Annotated in this window: 16 protein-coding genes; 7 read left to right on the top strand and 9 right to left on the bottom strand. The window is 61.9% G+C overall.

Going from position 1 to position 16,756, the window contains the following annotated elements; genetic code table 11:
- Positions 1 to 2: 2 nt before the first annotated feature.
- The 4 genes from GC119_RS01950 to GC119_RS01935 are packed head-to-tail and all read right to left on the bottom strand — an operon-like array spanning position 3 to position 4,760.
- Positions 3 to 1,082 (bottom strand): phosphotransferase family protein, encoded by a 1,080-nt coding sequence (locus GC119_RS01950; protein ID WP_070777370.1) that lies wholly within the window; start codon positions 1,080 to 1,082, stop codon positions 3 to 5.
- Positions 1,076 to 2,329 carry an acyl-CoA dehydrogenase family protein gene (locus GC119_RS01945; protein ID WP_151952300.1) on the bottom strand — a complete coding sequence of 418 codons (1,254 nt, stop codon included), beginning with the start codon at positions 2,327 to 2,329 and terminating at the stop codon, positions 1,076 to 1,078. The genes GC119_RS01950 and GC119_RS01945 overlap by 7 nt, the downstream gene beginning before the upstream one ends.
- 1 nt (position 2,330) lies before the next feature.
- Positions 2,331 to 3,101, bottom strand: a complete 771-nt coding sequence (locus tag GC119_RS01940) for an SDR family oxidoreductase (RefSeq protein ID WP_151952299.1) — start codon at positions 3,099 to 3,101, stop codon at positions 2,331 to 2,333.
- A gap of 21 nt (positions 3,102 to 3,122) precedes the next feature.
- Positions 3,123 to 4,760, bottom strand: coding sequence for a class I adenylate-forming enzyme family protein (locus GC119_RS01935; protein WP_151952298.1), 1,638 nt, complete (start codon positions 4,758 to 4,760; stop codon positions 3,123 to 3,125).
- Between the two features lie 133 nt (positions 4,761 to 4,893).
- On the opposite strand from GC119_RS01935, the gene GC119_RS01930 reads away from it, so the two are divergent.
- A complete protein-coding gene (locus GC119_RS01930; protein WP_070572663.1) occupies positions 4,894 to 5,535 on the top strand; it encodes a TetR/AcrR family transcriptional regulator in 642 nt (213 codons plus the stop codon).
- 3 nt (positions 5,536 to 5,538) lie between these two features.
- On the opposite strand, the gene GC119_RS01925 is transcribed toward GC119_RS01930, so the two are convergent.
- The 5 genes from GC119_RS01925 to GC119_RS01905 are packed head-to-tail and all read right to left on the bottom strand — an operon-like array spanning position 5,539 to position 11,806.
- Positions 5,539 to 7,419, bottom strand: a complete 1,881-nt coding sequence (locus tag GC119_RS01925) for an ABC transporter ATP-binding protein (protein ID WP_070572665.1) — start codon at positions 7,417 to 7,419, stop codon at positions 5,539 to 5,541.
- Positions 7,412 to 9,136: an ABC transporter ATP-binding protein gene (locus GC119_RS01920; protein WP_070572667.1), complete on the bottom strand. Its 1,725-nt coding sequence runs from the start codon at positions 9,134 to 9,136 to the stop codon at positions 7,412 to 7,414. The genes GC119_RS01925 and GC119_RS01920 overlap by 8 nt, the downstream gene beginning before the upstream one ends.
- A gap of 3 nt (positions 9,137 to 9,139) precedes the next feature.
- Positions 9,140 to 10,108: a COX15/CtaA family protein gene (locus GC119_RS01915; protein ID WP_070572670.1), complete on the bottom strand. Its 969-nt coding sequence runs from the start codon at positions 10,106 to 10,108 to the stop codon at positions 9,140 to 9,142.
- A 13-nt stretch (positions 10,109 to 10,121) separates the two neighbouring features.
- Positions 10,122 to 10,907 (bottom strand): ABC transporter, encoded by a 786-nt coding sequence (locus GC119_RS01910; RefSeq protein WP_070572671.1) that lies wholly within the window; start codon positions 10,905 to 10,907, stop codon positions 10,122 to 10,124.
- Positions 10,904 to 11,806: an ABC transporter ATP-binding protein gene (locus GC119_RS01905; RefSeq protein WP_070572673.1), complete on the bottom strand. Its 903-nt coding sequence runs from the start codon at positions 11,804 to 11,806 to the stop codon at positions 10,904 to 10,906. The genes GC119_RS01910 and GC119_RS01905 overlap by 4 nt, the downstream gene beginning before the upstream one ends.
- A 142-nt stretch (positions 11,807 to 11,948) precedes the next feature.
- On the opposite strand from GC119_RS01905, the gene GC119_RS01900 reads away from it, so the two are divergent.
- From GC119_RS01900 to GC119_RS01875, 6 genes are read left to right on the top strand one after another with little or no spacing between them, the layout of a single operon-like run.
- The gene (locus GC119_RS01900) at positions 11,949 to 12,668 is read left to right on the top strand and encodes a helix-turn-helix transcriptional regulator (protein ID WP_070572675.1); all 720 of its coding nucleotides are present in this window, start codon (positions 11,949 to 11,951) and stop codon (positions 12,666 to 12,668) included.
- Positions 12,665 to 14,104 (top strand): Fe-S cluster assembly protein SufB, encoded by a 1,440-nt coding sequence (gene sufB, locus GC119_RS01895; RefSeq protein ID WP_305366931.1) that lies wholly within the window; start codon positions 12,665 to 12,667, stop codon positions 14,102 to 14,104. Before GC119_RS01900 ends, sufB begins: the two co-directional genes overlap by 4 nt.
- Before the next feature lie 40 nt (positions 14,105 to 14,144).
- Positions 14,145 to 15,296, top strand: coding sequence for a Fe-S cluster assembly protein SufD (sufD, locus tag GC119_RS01890; RefSeq protein ID WP_070572677.1), 1,152 nt, complete (start codon positions 14,145 to 14,147; stop codon positions 15,294 to 15,296).
- Positions 15,293 to 15,613, top strand: a complete 321-nt coding sequence (locus tag GC119_RS01885) for a Rieske (2Fe-2S) protein (RefSeq protein ID WP_070572679.1) — start codon at positions 15,293 to 15,295, stop codon at positions 15,611 to 15,613. The genes sufD and GC119_RS01885 overlap by 4 nt, the downstream gene beginning before the upstream one ends.
- Before the next feature lie 11 nt (positions 15,614 to 15,624).
- Positions 15,625 to 16,380, top strand: coding sequence for a Fe-S cluster assembly ATPase SufC (gene sufC, locus GC119_RS01880; protein ID WP_070572681.1), 756 nt, complete (start codon positions 15,625 to 15,627; stop codon positions 16,378 to 16,380).
- 19 nt (positions 16,381 to 16,399) lie between these two features.
- Positions 16,400 to 16,735 (top strand): metal-sulfur cluster assembly factor, encoded by a 336-nt coding sequence (locus GC119_RS01875; protein WP_019175051.1) that lies wholly within the window; start codon positions 16,400 to 16,402, stop codon positions 16,733 to 16,735.
- Positions 16,736 to 16,756: the final 21 nt, after the last annotated feature.

Raw genomic sequence — 16,756 nt, 5'->3', positions numbered from 1 at the left:
GGTTACTCCTCTATGAGCTGTTGCGCTTGATCAAGCAGCGTCAAGACGCCGGTGTCGAGATTCGCTGCGAAGGGATCGTCCGGACGCTCGCCGTTGAGCCACCGGGTGTAGATTGCTTCGGAGAAGATTGCGGCCTTCCACAGTGCCAGCGACATGTACCATTTCAGCGGCGAGACATCGAGGCCCGTGCGATCGGCGTAGCGGCTGATGACCTCGTCGCGGGTGGGAAATGCCGACCCGCGGGTCACGGGTGTCAGCTCCATAATCGTCGGCTCCGCTGATGGGTCGGCATAGGTTGCCACCAGGTAGCCGAGGTCTGCCAGGGGATCTCCGAGTGTTGCCATCTCCCAGTCGAGGATCGCCTGAATCCGAGGCGGAGCTGACTTTTCATACATCACGTTGCCCATGCGGAAGTCGCCGTGGACGACACTGTGACGCTGGGTTGTCGGCAGTGCTGACGCCAGCCTGCGCGCGATCGCATCGACCTGGGGGACTTCACGCTTCGATGTCTGTCCCCACAGGCCGCTGAAACGCTGCACTTGGCGTTCAAGGTACCCCTCGGGCCTGCCGAGAGCGGATACCGGTTCGCAAGACACATCGACGGAGTGCAGGGCAGCGAGTGAATCGACCATCGCCTCGACAGCGATGCGCGGCCCCTCCGGTCCGGCAAAGCAGTCGGGCACCCGGTCGGTGACGACCTCACCGTCGAGGAACTCCATGATGTAGAACGGAACACCGAGGACCGCTTCGTCTTCGCACAGGGCGAGGATGCTGGGAACGGCTATGCCTTCGGGTGCGAGTGCGGACTGGATGCGCGCTTCGCGCTTCATGTCGTGCGTCGACTTCGGCAGCGGAGGGCGCGGTCCGCGGCGCAGAACAAACTGGGTGTCGCCGCGGCGCAGGAGGTAGGTGATATTCGACTGGCCCTCGCCGATTCGCTGCCACGCAACCGGCCCTGAGCCCAGCCGCTGCTCGTCAAGATATTCGGTCAGGGATTCCAGAACGAGCAGCGGGGGAGAGCTCAACTCCTGCGCTTCGGTGCGCGTGGCGACAACCTCGATTCCATCAGGCTGTGTCAGCATCGGGAATCATCCCCATCGCAGGGGCGGAGGGCAGCTGTGCCCTGATCGGGTGCTCCTGCCTGCACTTCTTTTCTGCGGCGGGACGAAGCGCGCCGGGCTATGGCGAACTTGTGGGTCTCAGTCGAGCCGTCGTAGATCCTGAACGGGCGAACCTCGTTGAGGTACTGAATCAGCGGCAGACCGTCGGATACGCCGTCGCCGCCGCAGATCTGCACACAGCGGTCGATGACCCGGTAGACAGCTTCGGAAACATACACTTTCGCAATTGACGACAGGCTGCGGCCGGCTGCTTCGTCCTCCTCCAGCTTCCGTGCTGTCTTCTCAATGAGCGCTGCAGATGTTTCGATGTCGATCTCACACTGCGCGATGAGCTCCTGTGCAAGTCCCAGACGGTAGAGCTTGTCGCCGAAGATCTCCCGCTTCTCCGCCCGATCCAGCGCAATGTCAAGAGAACGGCGGGCCAGGCCCAGCCAGCGCATGCAGTGTGTGAGGCGAGCCGGTCCCAGACGAACCTGGGCATATTCAAACCCCCGCCCCACCGCACCGATGACTGCTGAAGAATCGACCTTGCAGTCGTCGAAGTACACGTGGGGGTGGCCACCGGCAATTGTGGTGTCAACCGTGTGGATGGGCTCACCCACACGCACTCCGGGATTGTCCGCATCGACGAAGAACATGGTGGCGCCCTCGGGGGAATCACCGTGTGCGGGAGTGCGCATCATCGCGATGAAGAACGATGCTTCGTATGCCCCGGAAATGAAGCGCTTGTGTCCGTTGAGCACCCACTGGCCGTCTGAGAACTCAGCACTCGAAGTCAGCGAGTTCGGGTCGGAGCCGGCGCCGGGATGCGGTTCGGTCATAGCGAATGACGAACGCACCTGACCTGCTGCCAGCGGACGAAGATAGCGCTCTTTCTGCTCTTCGTTCGCTACCAGGCTGAGCATGTGCATATTGCCCTCGTCTGGGGCCATGATGTTGAGAACTGCCGGTCCGATGGGGGAGTACCCGGCCTCTTGGAACAGCACAGGCCAATCGCGCAGCGGAACACCGGCACCGCCGTGCTCTTCGGAGACGTGCACGCTGAGCAGTCCCTCACCGGCTGCGGCATCTTTGAGGCGCTGCAGCTCTTCTGGTTGGAGGGTCTCACCGGGGCGAGGTTCGGCGGGAATGATCTGCTCTCGCACGAAGCTGCGGATTCTTTGGCGCAGCTGTTCGACATCGGGGGTGTGCGTGCTGTGTGCGTTCATGTCAGGCCCTTCCTCCGTTTGAGAGCAGTCCACCGTCGAGGGTGATGACTTGTGATGTGATCCACGACGAAGAATCGGACACCAAGAACACTGCGGTATGTGCGATGTCTTCGGGTGTGCCCAGGCGTTTGAGCGGATACTGCTGGGCGACCTTGTCTTCGCCTTCGGCATAGAGCGCTTCGGAGAACTGAGTTTTCACGACGGCCGGGGCGATCGCGTTGACTCGCACTTCCGGTCCGAGTTCTGCGCCGAGAGTCGTGGTCAGGTGGTTGACCGCGGCCTTGGAAACGCCGTACAGGCCGAGGTTCGGTGACGGTGTTGCGCCTGCGACCGAAGACAGGTTGACGACCCTGCCGCGGTTTTCGCGGAACTTCAGTCCTTCGTGGTGGTAGGCCGCTTGGGTCCAGGCCAGGGTTGAGAGCAGGTTGACTGACAGCACCTTCTCAACGGCTGCCATTTCGAGGTCCACGAGCTTGCCGTAGATGGGGTTGATTCCTGCGTTGTTGATGAGGATGTCGAGTCTGCCGAAGCGCTCGGCAATAGTGTCCAGTACCTGTCTGCGGTGTTCGGGGTCATCTGCTTTGCCCGCAATGCCGATGGCTTTGCCGTCCGGCAGGCTGTTGACTGCCTGCTGCAGCGCGTCGTCCTTGCGGGCTGTCATAACCACCGTCACGCCGCTGCGGGTGAGCTCTTCGGCTATTGCAAAGCCGATTCCGCGCGATGCGCCGGTCACAAGGGCTGTCTGCCCTTCGAGTTCGGTGTACACGGTCATGGTGTTCTCCTCGGGAGTGCTTCACCGCAGTGCGCGGCGTTGAATCTTTCCGGTTTCTGTCTTGGGCAGTTCATCGACGATTGTGATTTCTGTCGGGCGTTTAAAGGCCGCTAGGCGTTCACTGCAGAAGTCTCTGAGCTCGCTTGGTTCGGCAGGGGTGTTCGGGTGCAGCGACACGAAGGCGACAACTGTTTCACCGCGGTATTCGTCTGGTTTGCCGATCACTGCGGCTTCGTAGACGGCAGGGTGTTCGTACAGGACGTCTTCGACTTCGCGCGGCCAGACTTTGAAGCCGGATGCGTTGATCTGGTCTTTGAGCCGGTCGACCAGGTAGATCCAGCCGTATTCGTCCATGATTGCGGAATCCCCGGTGCGCAGCATTCCGTCGACAATCGTCTTCTCTGTCGCTTCCGGGTTGTTCCAGTAGCCTGAGATAACCTGCGGTCCGGCAACTGCAAGTTCGCCTTCTTCGCCCGGCGGCAGTTCGCTTCCGTCAAGTCCGATGACGGCGGCGTCGACATTCGGCAGCGGCACACCCACCGACAGGGTGCCGCTTGCGCTGTGCACCGGTGCCCTGTGGCCTGGCGGACTGGCAATGATGGCCGAGGTGATCTCCGTCATTCCGTAGGCCCCGCCGATGATGATGCCGAATTTGTCTGCGAATGCCTCGACGGTGGCCGGGGGAGTGGGCGCTCCGCCGGAGAGCAGCGCTTTTGCAGATGCGAAGTGCTCGCGCTTGACCTCATCTGCCTGCAGCAGGGCGTTGTAGACGGTGATGGATGACAGCATGTAGTGGGCGCCGTGCTCGCGGAACGCATCCGCCAGAACATCGGGCTTGGGCCTATTGGCGAACACGAGCGCACCGCCGTGCAGCAGGGCAGTCGTATTGACGGCGCCGACACCCGTGATGTGGAACAGCGGTGCGGCAGCAAACGTGACGTCTTCGGGCGTCATGGACAGCCACGCGCTGTTCGTCGCAGCAATGTGCAGGAGATTTCCGTGTGTATTCGGTGCGCCCTTGGCCGGTCCGGTTGTTCCCGACGTGTAGACCATGACGGCCACGTCGTTGTGATTCAGCTGGACAGGGGGCGGTGCGCTGCCGTCGAACTGTTCGATCAGTGCGCAGACATCGCCGTCGGAAGCAGCGTCAAGGCGTTCGGTGCTGGCGAAGACGCGGGGGTCGTTGCGGGTCTGGTAGTCCAGACTCGACGTGGTGAGAAGCCACTCAACGTCAGAGCCCTCGCAGAAGCTCCGCGTCTCCTCAAACAGCGTGTCTTCAACGATGACGCCCTTGGCGCCGGAATCGTCTACCAGCCTGCGGAACTCTCGCTGGCGGTACATGGGATTGATGAGCAGAGCGGAAGCGCCGAGTTTCCACAAGGCGAGCAGAGCAAGGGGGAACTGGGGAATGTTCTGCAGCTTCAAACCGACGCAGTCGCCTTTGCCGATTCCCCGCTGCGCTAAGGCCGCAGCAAGAGCATCGGACTTTCTGTCAACCTCCGCGGCGGAGAATACTCGATCGAAGTAGACGAGGGCTGTGTTGTCTGGGTCTCGGGCAACGCGTGCTTTCCACCCTTCCGGTAGATTTGCGTGTTCGACCTCGACGCTTTTCGGGATGTGTTCAGGGTAGAGATGTGTCCATCGCTTGGTGTGCCCCATGACATGCTCCTTCGAATGTCCCGACCGAGCGATCGCTCGGTGTATGAACCCTCACACGGCGAGCCGCGCAATGTCAAGAGTCATTCGCGTGTAAGAGTGTGGGGGATGCCGAATTGCAGAAAGAGGAAGCACGATGGAGGATTTCCAGCCGTCGATAGAAGACGGAAACTGGCGCGCTTTTTACGACACTGTGATGCCGCCGATTCTCCGCGCTGCCCTCAGCTGTTTCGCCGACAAGGGCTTCCACGGCACAAGCATCCGCCAGATAGCCGATCGCGCAGGTCTTTCGGTGCCTGGGCTCTACCACCATTGGAAATCGAAATACGACCTTCTGCTGGCTGTCATTCGCTACGCGATGACTGACCTCGCGGCCCGTTCTGACCTTGCAGAAGAGCAGGCTGGTGCAAGCAGTGCTGAGCAGCTCGACGCATACGTCGAATGCATGGTGCTGTTCCATGCAAAGAACCAGCAGCTCGCCTTTGTGGCAGCCTCAGAGCTTCGCTCGATTCACCCTGATGACAGGCCCGACTACGTTGCTTTGCGCGATGCGCAGCACGCCAGGCTCAGCAGAATAGTCCAACGCGGTGCCGCCGATGGCGAATTCAGCGTGCCCTATCCGCGCGAAGCCGTGACCGCTGTGATCAGCATGTGCACGGGAATCTCCCAGTGGTATCGCGCGGACGGGCCGCTGCGTCCGGAACAGCTGGCCGGACGTTTTCGGCACATAGCACGCGGTGCTGTCGGTGCTGTGCGCTCTGGCTCGGCTGAGCCCTGAGAGCTACTCTTCGCCAAAACCCGCCGCGTGCAGTGACGCGTAGAGGCCGCCGGCGGCAATGAGATCGTCATGCGCGCCCTGCTCGACAATGCTGCCCTTGTCCATGACGACGATGACATCCGCATTGCGGATGGTCGACAGCCGGTGGGCTATGACAATGCTCGTCCGCCCCGCCCGCAGCCTGTTCATTGCCTCCTGCACCAGCACTTCTGTGCGAGTATCGACGTTCGAGGTGGCCTCGTCGAGAATCAGGATCGTCGGCTCGGACACAAAAGCGCGGGCAATTGTGATGAGCTGACGCTGCCCCGCGGAGATGTTGTCTGCGGTTTCGGTGATCATGGAATCCAGACCGTCAGGCAGCTGCGACGTAAAGCGGTCCACGTAGGCGGCCTGGGCGGCCGCTTCGATTGCGCTGGAATCGGCACGATCATTGCCGTAGGCGATGTTGTCCCGTATGGAGCCCTCAAACAGCCACGTGTCCTGCAGAACCATGCCGATAGGGCGGCGCAGATCGGCTCGACTCATGTTGCGAACATCTCGTCCGTCGATCCGTATGCTGCCGGAATCCGCGTCGTAGAAGCGCATGAGCAGGTTGACGATCGTGGTTTTGCCAGCACCCGTGGGTCCCACAACGGCAATTGTCTGACCCGGCTGGGCAGTGAGCGTCAAATCGGAGATGAGCTCCTCATCGGGGCTGTAGGAGAAGCCGACCGCAGAGAACTCGATTTTCCCGTGCGAGGGGGCAAAGGGCTCGACGTCCGTCTGCGGTGTTTCCTCCGGAGCGTCGAGAAGTTCGTAGACGCGCTCGGCACTTGCAGCAGCCGACTGCAGGCGCGATGCCATGCCGCCCAGCTGGCCGAAGGTCTGAGAGAACTGGCGTGAGTACCACACAAAGGCCTGCACAATGCCCAGAGTGATGGCTCCGCCGGCCACGAGAGCCGCCCCCACAATCGCTATTGCGACGAACACGAGGTTCGACACGAATGTCATCGACGGCATGATCGAACCGGACAGAATCTGCGCCCGGAGGCTGGCGGCATAGACTTCGCGATTCGATTTTTCGAACTCTGTGCGTGCCGCCGGAAGCCCGCCGTGTACGCGCAGCAGCGCAATCCCGGTGATTGACTCTTCGACGTGCGCATTGAGTTCGCCGGTTGCGGCCCATTGCCTGCTGAACTGCCGTTGGCTGGGCACGCCGATGAGCGCGAAGATCACACCCGTAATCGGAATTGAGGCAACCGCAATGAGCGCCAGCTGCCACGACAGGGTGAACATCACCGCGAGTACTCCGAAGAAGCTGATGAGTCCCGTAATGATCTGCTGGAGGTTTTCATTGGCGACCTGGGTGACATTGTCGAGGTCGTTGTTCAGCCGGGACAGAACATCGCCCTTGCGCTGCCTATCGGCGTAGGACAGCGGCACCCGGTGCAGCTTTGCCTCGACACGAGCGCGCATATCGCTCATGACGATGTTGACAACCCGGATGCTCACGCGGCCGCCGATGAAGGTGAACAGCGAAGATAGGACGTACACCGCAACACCGACGAGAACGAGTTTGCCGATGAGCCCGAAGTCCATCCCAGCTCCGGGCACGACATCCATCGTGTCGATGATGGGTCCCAGCGATGACTGCTGATCGCGCGCCTGTGCAGCTTCTTCGGCATGCTGCCCAGCCGCGGTCGTCATCGACAGATAGCCTGCAAACACGGCGTCTGTCGCCAGTCCGAAAACATAGGGTGCCGCAATTGTGAGCACTGTGCCGACGAACAGGGTGATGACGGTGATGACCATCGGGGTGCGATGCGGTCTGAATTCGCCGACGAACCGTTTGACCGTGGCCCAGAAGTGAGCGGACTTTTCGTTTGGCGGGGTTTCTTCACTCATGGGCCGCTCCCGTCTGCGATGAGTAGATCTCCCGGTAGACGTCCGAGGATTCCAAAAGCTCGGTGTGCGTGCCGACTGCAACGGCTCGACCTTCATCGAGCACGACGATCTGATCGGCCCGGGCTGCACTTGAGCAGCGTTGGGTGACGACGATCTGGGTGCGCGGACCCATCTGGGCAATTCCGTCCCGCACTCGCGCTTCTGTCTGCGTGTCGAGGGCCGAAAAGGAATCGTCGAAGATCAGGATGGGACTTGGGCGAACCAGCGCCATGGCGATTGCCAGCCGCTGACGCTGACCGCCGGAGAGGTTAGTGCCGTTCTGGTTGACCCGGTACTGGGTCTGGCCTTCTAGCCCCTGCACGTACTCCCACGCCTGGGATGTGCGCAGGGCGCTCTGCACTTGAGCATCAGTGGCACCGGGGTTGCCCTTGCGCAGATTTCCCTCGATCGTGTCGCCGAAAACCTGCGGTTTCTGCGGCACATAGCCGAACTGTTCGCTGCGTGCTTCTGCCGTGAGCTCTTCGGCGGGCACCCCGCCGATGACGACAGAGCCGCTCGTGGGGTCAAGCAAGCCCACGATGAGCTGCATGAGAACGGTCTTGCCGGAGCCCGTGGCGCCGATGATCGCAGTCGTGGTGCCCGGTCGGCAGGTGAACGTGACCGAATCCAGAACGGGCGCCTCGGCCCCGGGGAAGCAGAAAGTGACATCGGAGACTTCCAGCAGACCGGGGTGGGAAACGGACTCGGCGGAACCTGAGCGCGTCTGTGCCGGCTCGGTTTCCAGCACTTCCCGGATGCGGCCGGCGGCGACTTCGGCACGGGGCATCATCATGGCCAGGAACGAGGCCATGAGAACGCCCATGAGGATCAGCATGAGGTACTGCGTGAACGCCATAATCGAACCGACATTGCTGGTGCCGGCTTCCACACCGAGCGCCCCGAACCACACAATGGCCATCTCGCCAAGGCCGACAACGAGCATGACCAGCGGAAACAGGGTCACGAAATACTTTCCGACAGTCATGTAGGCGTCCGTCATCTGATCATTGACCCGTTCGTAGCGCTTCTTCTCAGCGTCTTCTTTGACGAAGGCACGGATGACCCGCAGGCCTGAGAGCTGCTGTGACAGAACCGACCCCATAGCGTCAAGGCGCTCCTGCATGATGCGGAAGCTCGGCACCATCCCGCGAATTGCCCACACCATGATCGCCATGAGCAGGACGACAGTAGCCACAATCGTCCACGAAAGCGCAAGGTCCAGAGTCAGCGCCATGATGAGCCCGCCGACGGCCATAAACGGAGCCATGATCGCGATCGACATCGCCATTGTCAGGAACTGCTGGACCTGGCGGACGTCGTTGGTTGAGCGGGTCACCAAACTCGATGTGCCGAACTGGGCGATCTCCTGAAACCCGAACGACGACACCTTGGCAAAGAACGCCGTGCGCATGTGCTGCGCCGCTTTGAGGGAGGCGTACGCGCCGCAGGCAACCGCGAGGATATTGGTCACCAGCTGTCCGAAAGTCAGAGCCAGCATGGCTGCGCCCAAACGCCACACCACGGCAGCGTCTCCAACGGCAATCCCGTCGTCGATCACGCGCGCATTGAGGGTCGGCAGAGCCAGCGATCCTGCAATCTGCAGGGCTTCAAAGACCAACAGGCCGAGAAGCGCAGGCCACAGCGGAAGCGCGAACTTGCGAAAAAGATGCAGAAGCATGTGTCAGGGCCTGCTGTCTGTAGGTTCGAAAATGTCATCTGCCGGGTGAGCAGGTGCATCCTTCCACGAGTAGTTCGACATGATGGCGAACACCGCGGCCATGATCACAAGCGTCAGACCGAACATGTGGACCAAGACAATGCCGATCGGCAGACCGGTGAAGTACTGGACGTAGCCGATCAGACCCTGAACGACCGTGACGGCCAAGAGAAAGTCGATTGCGCGGGCTTGGGGGACAGCGCCTTCTTTTGCTGCGATGACGCGAGCCCACACCGCGGTCAGGACCATCAGCCAGACGGGAAACGCGTGGAAGCGGGCCATCCACACGGTCGGCAGGCCGTTGCGAGCCGATTCGCGGTCGCCCGCGTGCGGCCCAGCCCCGGTGGTGAGGACGCCGAACACGAGGACGACCGCGAGCAGTGCCGCGATGATCCACATGAGCGTCCGCAGCTTTGCCGGTCCGACCGCTCTGCGCGGTCCCGGTCCGGAATACACGCGGACAATCAGATACGCGGCAACCGCGACTGATGCGGCAGATGGAATGAAGTGGCTGGCGACAACCCACGGGTTGAGCTTTGTCAGCACCGACATGCCTCCGATGACAGCCTGGACGGGCACAACCATGAGAAGTGCAAAGGCCGACCACGCGAGTTCGGGCCGTTCGCGCCGCCACGGCCAGACCACGATGAGCGCGGCGAGGCAGATGAGACCGAGGACAACGCCCAGGACCCGGTTGCCGAACTCGATGAAGCCGTGAATGCCCATCTCCGGGGTGTTCGTCAGCGATCCGGGCTCGCACATGGGCCAGTCGGAACAGCCCAAACCGGATCCTGTCAGGCGCACGGCCGTTGAGGTGACGATAATGCTCACCTGGGCTAAGAGGACAACCCACGCAGCCACGCGAACTCGGCGGGGAAGCTTTTCACTTCTGTGCGGGGCTGCCGCGGGAGAAACAGAGGCGGAGGTCGACATGGCCCCTATTGTCTCATTTGTCGTCGTAGGAGAACCATCGGCGAGCCGCTGCCGCTGCGATGACCGCCCACACCGCCAAAACGAGCAGGCTCATCCAGTCGAAGCGACCGTCGATCACAGCGCTGCGCAGCGCCGATCCCAAAGCTCCAGAGGGCAGAAAGCCTACGACAGAACCCCACGTGCCGCCGTGGTCGATGAGCAGTCCACCGCCGCCGGCCATGGCAGCCCACAGGAGATTGGCGAAGGCGAGCACCGCCTCGGGCCTCATGGTTCCGGCCATGAGAAGAGCCAGGCCGACAAAAGCGGCGGTGCCTAAAGCTGCGCTTAAAACAACCGCTGAAATGCTGATATTCGCCTCTAGGCCCAGAAAGGCCGCGCAGGCGAAGGCGAGAGCGTACTGGACGACGGTCACGGCGAGCACGGCTGCAATTTTGCCTGCCACGAGGCCGCTGACGCCCAGGGGCGTTGTTGCGGTGTGGCGCAGAACCCCGTAGCGGCGCTCGAAAGCGGTCGCGATCGCCTGGCCGGTGAAAGCGTTGGAGGCAATGGACACCCCGAGTACGCCCGCCAGTGCAACGGCCGTGTGATTGCTTCCCGTATAGCCGAAGACCTCCAGGATTCCTGTCAGGGACAGGGTGAACAGGATCGCCAGCGGCAGCACCAGCGACAAAATCAGCTGCTCGCCGTTGCCGAGAATCGCCCTGGTCTCAAACGCTGCGCGTGCGGTAACGCGGCCAACGGCAGGTGCGGGCCGCTGCCGGAATGAGCCGGGCTCTTCGGCATTCGTGCGCGCTGTCATCGCAGGCTCCTTCCCGTCAGCTGGAGGAAGACATCGCCAAGGTCGCCAGAGCTCATCGTCAAGCCCGTCAGCTCTGCTCCGCTGGCTGCTATTTCCGCTGTGATCTGGCTGAGGTCCTCAGCCGTGTAGGCGCCGGTTGAGGTCATAGCCGTTGCCGAAGCGCAGCTGAGGTCCCAGCGAGAGCGCAGCTTGTCGCTGAGCTTGTGTGGGGGAGCCTCGGCAAAGGTCAGGCGCAGAACCGAGGTGCGGCCCGCGGTGAGCTCTGACGGCGTTCCCTGGGCAATGATCTGCCCGTGGTCGACAATGTGGACGTTGTCGGCAAGCTCTTGTGCATCTGCCATGTTGTGGGTTGTCAGCACGACGGCCGTTCCCCTGTCAGCGAGGCTGCTGACAATGTCTTTGACTGCCAGGGACGCCTGCGGGTCCAGCCCGGCGGTCGGTTCGTCGAGGAACACGAGGCTGGGCTTGCCGATAAGCGCTGCGGCCAAGCCCACGCGCTGCTTCTGACCGCCGGAGAGCCGGCGGATGGACCGTCCGGCAAAGGATCGGATGCCCAGCTGGTCCATGAGTTCGTCCGGGTCTGCCGGGTCTGCGTACATTCGCGCCAGGTGTTTGAGAATGGCCGGCGGCTTTGCGGCCATGGGCAGACCCCCGTCTTGCAGCATGACGCCGATGAGAGCCCTGGTCTGTGTTTCCAGGGGGCTGCGGCCGAAGATCTCGACCGAACCGGACTGTGGGCGCAACAGACCGGTGCACAGCGAGATGAGAGTGGATTTTCCCGCTCCGTTGGGGCCGAGAACCGCGGTGGTCATACCCGGTTCAACAGAAAGTGAGATTCCGTCGACGGCGGTTCTGCGGCCGTAGGCGAACCGGACGTCGCGGACTTGAAGTGCTGTCACAGGTGCCCACTGTAGCCGTCTGGCCCGCCGGACGTGCGGAGGACGCCCAGGCCCGGTGCTTGTGGAACAATTTAGGCCACATTAATGTTATTGAATGAAAATGAGGCAGAACGCCTCATAAGTCTATGCAGCAAGGCAGGTTATGTCTCAGCAGAGTTCGCAGGCTGTGCTGCGCACCCGGGCGCGGGTGCTGCAGGCGGTATTGGATCACGGTCCCATCACCGCTGCCAGCATCGCCCGCCAGCTCGACCTGACCGCCGCGGCCATAAGACGGCACCTGGACGCACTGACAGATGAGGGCGCGATCGAGGTGCGGGAACTGGCCGGTGCGAAGACCGGCCGGGGGCGCCCGGCACGCCACTACGTGGTCTCGACCGCTGGCCACAGCCGAATCAGCCACTCCTATGACGAACTGACCGTTGAGGCACTCGAGTTCCTCGAAGATAAACTCGGGGAGAGTGCAGTAGAGGAGTTCGCCAGGCAGCGGATCGGCGAACTCATGGATCGTGTCGAAGCGCGTGTCGGCCGCAGGTCCGCCACCGTGGCAGGACGCTCCCGCGATCTCGCCGCGGCACTCGATGCCGAGGGGTACGCCACATCGGCAACCCCCGTGGCGGTGGGAACACCGCTGGAGGCCATGCAGCTGTGCCAGGGGCACTGTCCAATACACAAAGCTGCCGCAAGGTATCCGCAGTTCTGCGAAGCAGAGCTCGATGCCTTCTCTGATTTTCTGGGCGTGGACATCAGGCGCCTGTCGACGCTCGCAGCCGGCGGTCATGTGTGCACAACGCACGTGCCGACTTCAGACGTCAACAGACCGCTGATCGATGCGCCGGAACAAAACCAAGGAGGAGCAAGGTGACTGACACCACTGAATCCAACTGGATTCTGGAAGCCAATCCCGAACTGAAAGACATCGGGAACGCCTATGAATACGGCTGGCATGATTCTGATGAAGCAGGCGCCAATGCTCAGCGCGGCCTGAATGAGGATGTCGTCCGCAACATCTCGAAGCTGAAGGACGAGCCCGAATGGATGCTGCAGCGCAGGCTGCGCGCACTCGAGCTCTTTGAGAAGAAGCCGCTGCCGCAGTGGGGCCCAGACCTGGGCGGCATTGACTTCGACAACATCAAGTACTTTGTGCGCTCGACCGAGCAGCAGGCGCAGACGTGGGATGACCTCCCGGAGGACATCAAGAACACCTACGACCGCCTGGGCATCCCGGAAGCTGAACAGCAGCGCCTGGTCGCCGGTGTCGCTGCGCAGTATGAATCCGAGGTCGTCTACCACAAGATCAACGAAGAGCTTGAGCGCCAGGGTGTCATATTCGTTGACACGGACACCGGCCTGCGCGACTACCCGGAGATCTTCGAAGAGTACTTCGGCACCGTCATCCCCTCCGGCGACAACAAGTTCTCCGCGCTCAACACCGCTGTGTGGTCCGGCGGTTCGTTCGTCTACGTCCCCAAGGGCGTTCACGTCGAAATTCCCCTCCAGGCCTACTTCCGCATCAACACCGAGAACATGGGCCAGTTCGAGCGCACACTCATCATTGCCGACGAAGGTTCGTCGGTGCACTACGTCGAGGGCTGCACCGCTCCGATCTACAAGTCCGACTCCCTGCACTCGGCAGTCGTTGAGATCATCGCCAAGAAGGGCGCAAAGGTTCGCTACACGACCGTGCAGAACTGGTCGAACAACGTGTACAACCTCGTGACCAAGCGCGCGATCGCCGAAGAGGGCGCCACCATGGAGTGGATCGACGGCAACATCGGCTCGAAGGTCACCATGAAGTACCCGGCCATCTGGATGACCGGCGAACACGCTCGCGGTGAAACCCTGTCTGTTGCCTTCGCAGGCTCTGGCCAGGACCAGGACACCGGTTCGAAGATGGTGCACGCAGCCCCGAACACGTCCTCGAACATCGTCGCGAAGTCCGTTGCCCGCGGCGGCGGTCGCTCCGCCTACCGCGGACTCGTGCACGTGTACCCGAACGCATCCGGTTCGGCTAACAACGTGCTGTGTGACGCTCTGCTGGTGGACAATCATTCGCGTTCGGACACGTACCCGTACATCGACATTCGCAATGACGATGTGACCCTCGGGCACGAGGCCACCGTGTCGAAGGTGTCGGCAGACCAGCTGTTCTACCTCATGAGCCGTGGCCTGGACGAAACTGAGGCCTACGCCATGATCGTCCGCGGCTTTGTCGAACCGATTGCACGCGAATTGCCGATGGAATACGCACTCGAACTCAACCGCCTTATCGAACTTCAGATGGAAGGCGCGGTCGGCTGACCAGTCCAGCCGCGATCACGCCGACTGTCAAAGGAGAATAATGACCCAGACCTCGAGCAGCACCGCGCCCAAGCAGGTGCCTGCCACCACTCGTTCGCAGCGCACGCGCAGCTTCGACATCGCTGACTTCCCGGCAGTGACCGGCCGGGAAGAAGAATGGCGCTTCAGCCCGGTCAAGAAGCTCGACGCGCTGCTTCAGAACCAGACCGGAAACGGAACGCTCGGCCGCGAAGAGACCCTGCCCGAAGGCGTCGCCGTAGAAACGATCACGCTGGAACGGGCTCGCGAGCTCGGCGCGGTAGCACCGGAAGACCTTCCGGCTGTCATCGCCGCCAATCAGGCGGCGACCGTCACCCACTATTCGGTGGAAGCCGGTGCCGAGATCAGCGAACCCGTCCGCATCGACCTCACGGGCGCAGGGGGCCTCGTTCACGGCCACACCCTCGTGACAGTCGGTGAGAACGCCCACGTTGACTTCATCGTCACCCACAGGGGAACCGTTGACTACAGCGAGCTGATCACGACGGTTGTGGGAGACGGCGCCAACGTCGACTTCATCGAACTGCAGCTGTGGGACGACACCGCCCTGCACGCTGCGCAGCACGATGCCGTCGTCGGCAAGGACGCGTACTTCAAGCACGTGCAGATTACGCTCGGCGGAAAGATCGTGCGGCTGAACACCAACGTCCGCTACTCCGCGCCCGGCGGAGAAGCCGAAATGTTCGGGCTGTACTTCGCCGATGCTGGACAGCACTTCGAACACCGCACCTACGTGGACCACAACACGCCGAAGGCCGTGTCGAACGTGCTGTACAAGGGCGCCCTCTACGGTAAGGACGCGCGCACCGTCTGGATCGGCGATGTCCTGATCCGCCCCGAGGCCCTCGGCATCGACACCTACGAAATGAACCGCAACCTGCTGTTGAGCAAGGGTGCCCGTGCTGACTCGGTTCCCAACCTGGAAATCGAAACGGGCGAAATCGAAGGCGCCGGCCACGCATCGTCGACCGGCCAGTTCGACGAAGAGCACCTGTTCTACCTCATGAGCCGCGGCATTCCCGAAGACGAAGCGCGCCGCCTGGTGGTTCGCGGTTTCTTCAACGAAATCATCCAGAAGATCGAAAACGAGGAAGTCGAAGACCTCCTCAGCCAGAAAATCGAAGAAGAACTCGCTCGGAGCATGGCCGAATGAGCAGCAAGCCAGCACTGAAATCGGACGAACTCGCCATCGGCACCGCCGTGCGGGTGGTCATCGACGACGTCGAAGTGTGTGTTGCGCGCACGGAAGACGGCGCGGTCCACGCCGTCAACGACGTCTGCACGCACGGCGAAGTTTCGCTGGCTGAAGGCGAAGTTTCGGGCTGTTCGATCGAATGCTGGCTGCACGGCTCGGCCTTCGACTTAAGAACGGGTGAGCCCGAATCACCCCCGGCCTTCGAGCCCGTAGCCGTCTACGCCGCCGAAGAGCGCGACGGCACGATCTTCGTAGACATCAACTCGACGCACTGAAAGCAGGAAACATGTCCACTCTCTCTATCCGCGACCTCCACGTCAGCGTAGAAACCGACGAAGGCCCGAAGGAGATCCTCAAGGGCCTGTCACTCGACATCAACTCGAAGAAGACCCACACCGTCATGGGCCCCAACGGCTCGGGCAAGTCGACGCTGGCCTACGCCCTGGCCGGCCACCCCGCCTACACCATCACCTCGGGCACGATTGAGCTCGACGGCGAAGACATCACCGAAATGGAAGCAGACGAACGCGCCAAGGCCGGTCTGTTCCTCGCTATGCAGTACCCGGTGGAAGTTCCCGGCGTGACCGTCACGAACTTCCTGCGCACCGCCAAAACCGCCATCGACGGCGAAGCTCCCAAGCTGCGCACCTGGTCGAAAGAACTGGGCGAAGCCATGGAGAAGCTGCGCGTTGACCCGGCATTTGCCACCCGCAACGTCAACGAAGGGTTCTCCGGCGGTGAGAAGAAGCGCCACGAAATCCTGCAGATGGAGCTGCTCAAGCCGCGCTTTGCGATCCTCGACGAAACCGACTCCGGTCTTGACGTCGACGCCCTGCGCATTGTGTCCGAGGGCGTCAACCGCGCTAAAGACAACACCGACGTGGGCATTCTGCTCATCACCCACTACACGCGCATCCTGCAGTACATCAAGCCGGACTTCGTGCACGTGATCGTCGACGGCAAGATCGTCGAAGAGGGCGGACCGGAACTGGCCGAGCGTCTGGAAAACGAAGGCTACGACCGCTTCTTCCAGACCGCCTGACACATCAGAGGAGGAAAGTGTGACCGAAGTCATCGATTCGCCGAGCAACGCCTCTGCAGAAGAAGTCACAGAAGCGCTCCTGGACGTCGTTGACCCAGAACTCGGCGTCAACGTCGTCGACCTCGGGCTCGTCTACGGGGTTGTTGTCGAAGAAGACGGCACTGCTGTCATCGACATCACCCTGACCTCGGCGGCGTGCCCGCTGAGCGACGTCATCGAAGACCAGATCGCCCAGGCGCTCGACGGCATCGTCCCGGCATTCCGCCTCAACTGGATCTGGATGCCGCCGTGGGGCCCGGAGAAGATCACAGAAGACGGCCGCATGCAGATGCGTGCACTGGGCTTCAACATCTGATCAGCTGATCCTTGGGGGCGG

The sequence above is a fragment of the Brevibacterium sp. Marseille-P9724 genome (assembly GCF_902500275.1).
Classification (GTDB): Bacteria; Actinomycetota; Actinomycetes; order Actinomycetales; family Brevibacteriaceae; genus Brevibacterium.
This window is presented reverse-complemented; position numbering and strand designations above follow the sequence as displayed.

Bases quoted from the DNA above. Each gene is read 5' to 3' on its own strand.
- GC119_RS01910 (WP_070572671.1), bottom strand. From the start codon at position 10,907: ATGACAGCGCGCACGAATGCCGAAGAGCCCGGCTCATTCCGGCAGCGG.
- GC119_RS01900 (WP_070572675.1), top strand. From the start codon at position 11,949: ATGTCTCAGCAGAGTTCGCAGGCTGTGCTGCGCACCCGGGCGCGGGTG.
- GC119_RS01950 (WP_070777370.1), bottom strand. From the start codon at position 1,082: ATGCTGACACAGCCTGATGGAATCGAGGTTGTCGCCACGCGCACCGAA.
- GC119_RS01925 (WP_070572665.1), bottom strand. From the start codon at position 7,419: ATGAGTGAAGAAACCCCGCCAAACGAAAAGTCCGCTCACTTCTGGGCC.
- GC119_RS01915 (WP_070572670.1), bottom strand. From the start codon at position 10,108: ATGTCGACCTCCGCCTCTGTTTCTCCCGCGGCAGCCCCGCACAGAAGT.
- GC119_RS01885 (WP_070572679.1), top strand. From the start codon at position 15,293: ATGAGCAGCAAGCCAGCACTGAAATCGGACGAACTCGCCATCGGCACC.
- GC119_RS01940 (WP_151952299.1), bottom strand. From the start codon at position 3,101: ATGACCGTGTACACCGAACTCGAAGGGCAGACAGCCCTTGTGACCGGC.
- GC119_RS01945 (WP_151952300.1), bottom strand. From the start codon at position 2,329: ATGAACGCACACAGCACGCACACCCCCGATGTCGAACAGCTGCGCCAA.
- GC119_RS01920 (WP_070572667.1), bottom strand. From the start codon at position 9,136: ATGCTTCTGCATCTTTTTCGCAAGTTCGCGCTTCCGCTGTGGCCTGCG.
- sufD (WP_070572677.1), top strand. From the start codon at position 14,145: ATGACCCAGACCTCGAGCAGCACCGCGCCCAAGCAGGTGCCTGCCACC.
- sufC (WP_070572681.1), top strand. From the start codon at position 15,625: ATGTCCACTCTCTCTATCCGCGACCTCCACGTCAGCGTAGAAACCGAC.
- GC119_RS01930 (WP_070572663.1), top strand. From the start codon at position 4,894: ATGGAGGATTTCCAGCCGTCGATAGAAGACGGAAACTGGCGCGCTTTT.
- GC119_RS01935 (WP_151952298.1), bottom strand. From the start codon at position 4,760: ATGGGGCACACCAAGCGATGGACACATCTCTACCCTGAACACATCCCG.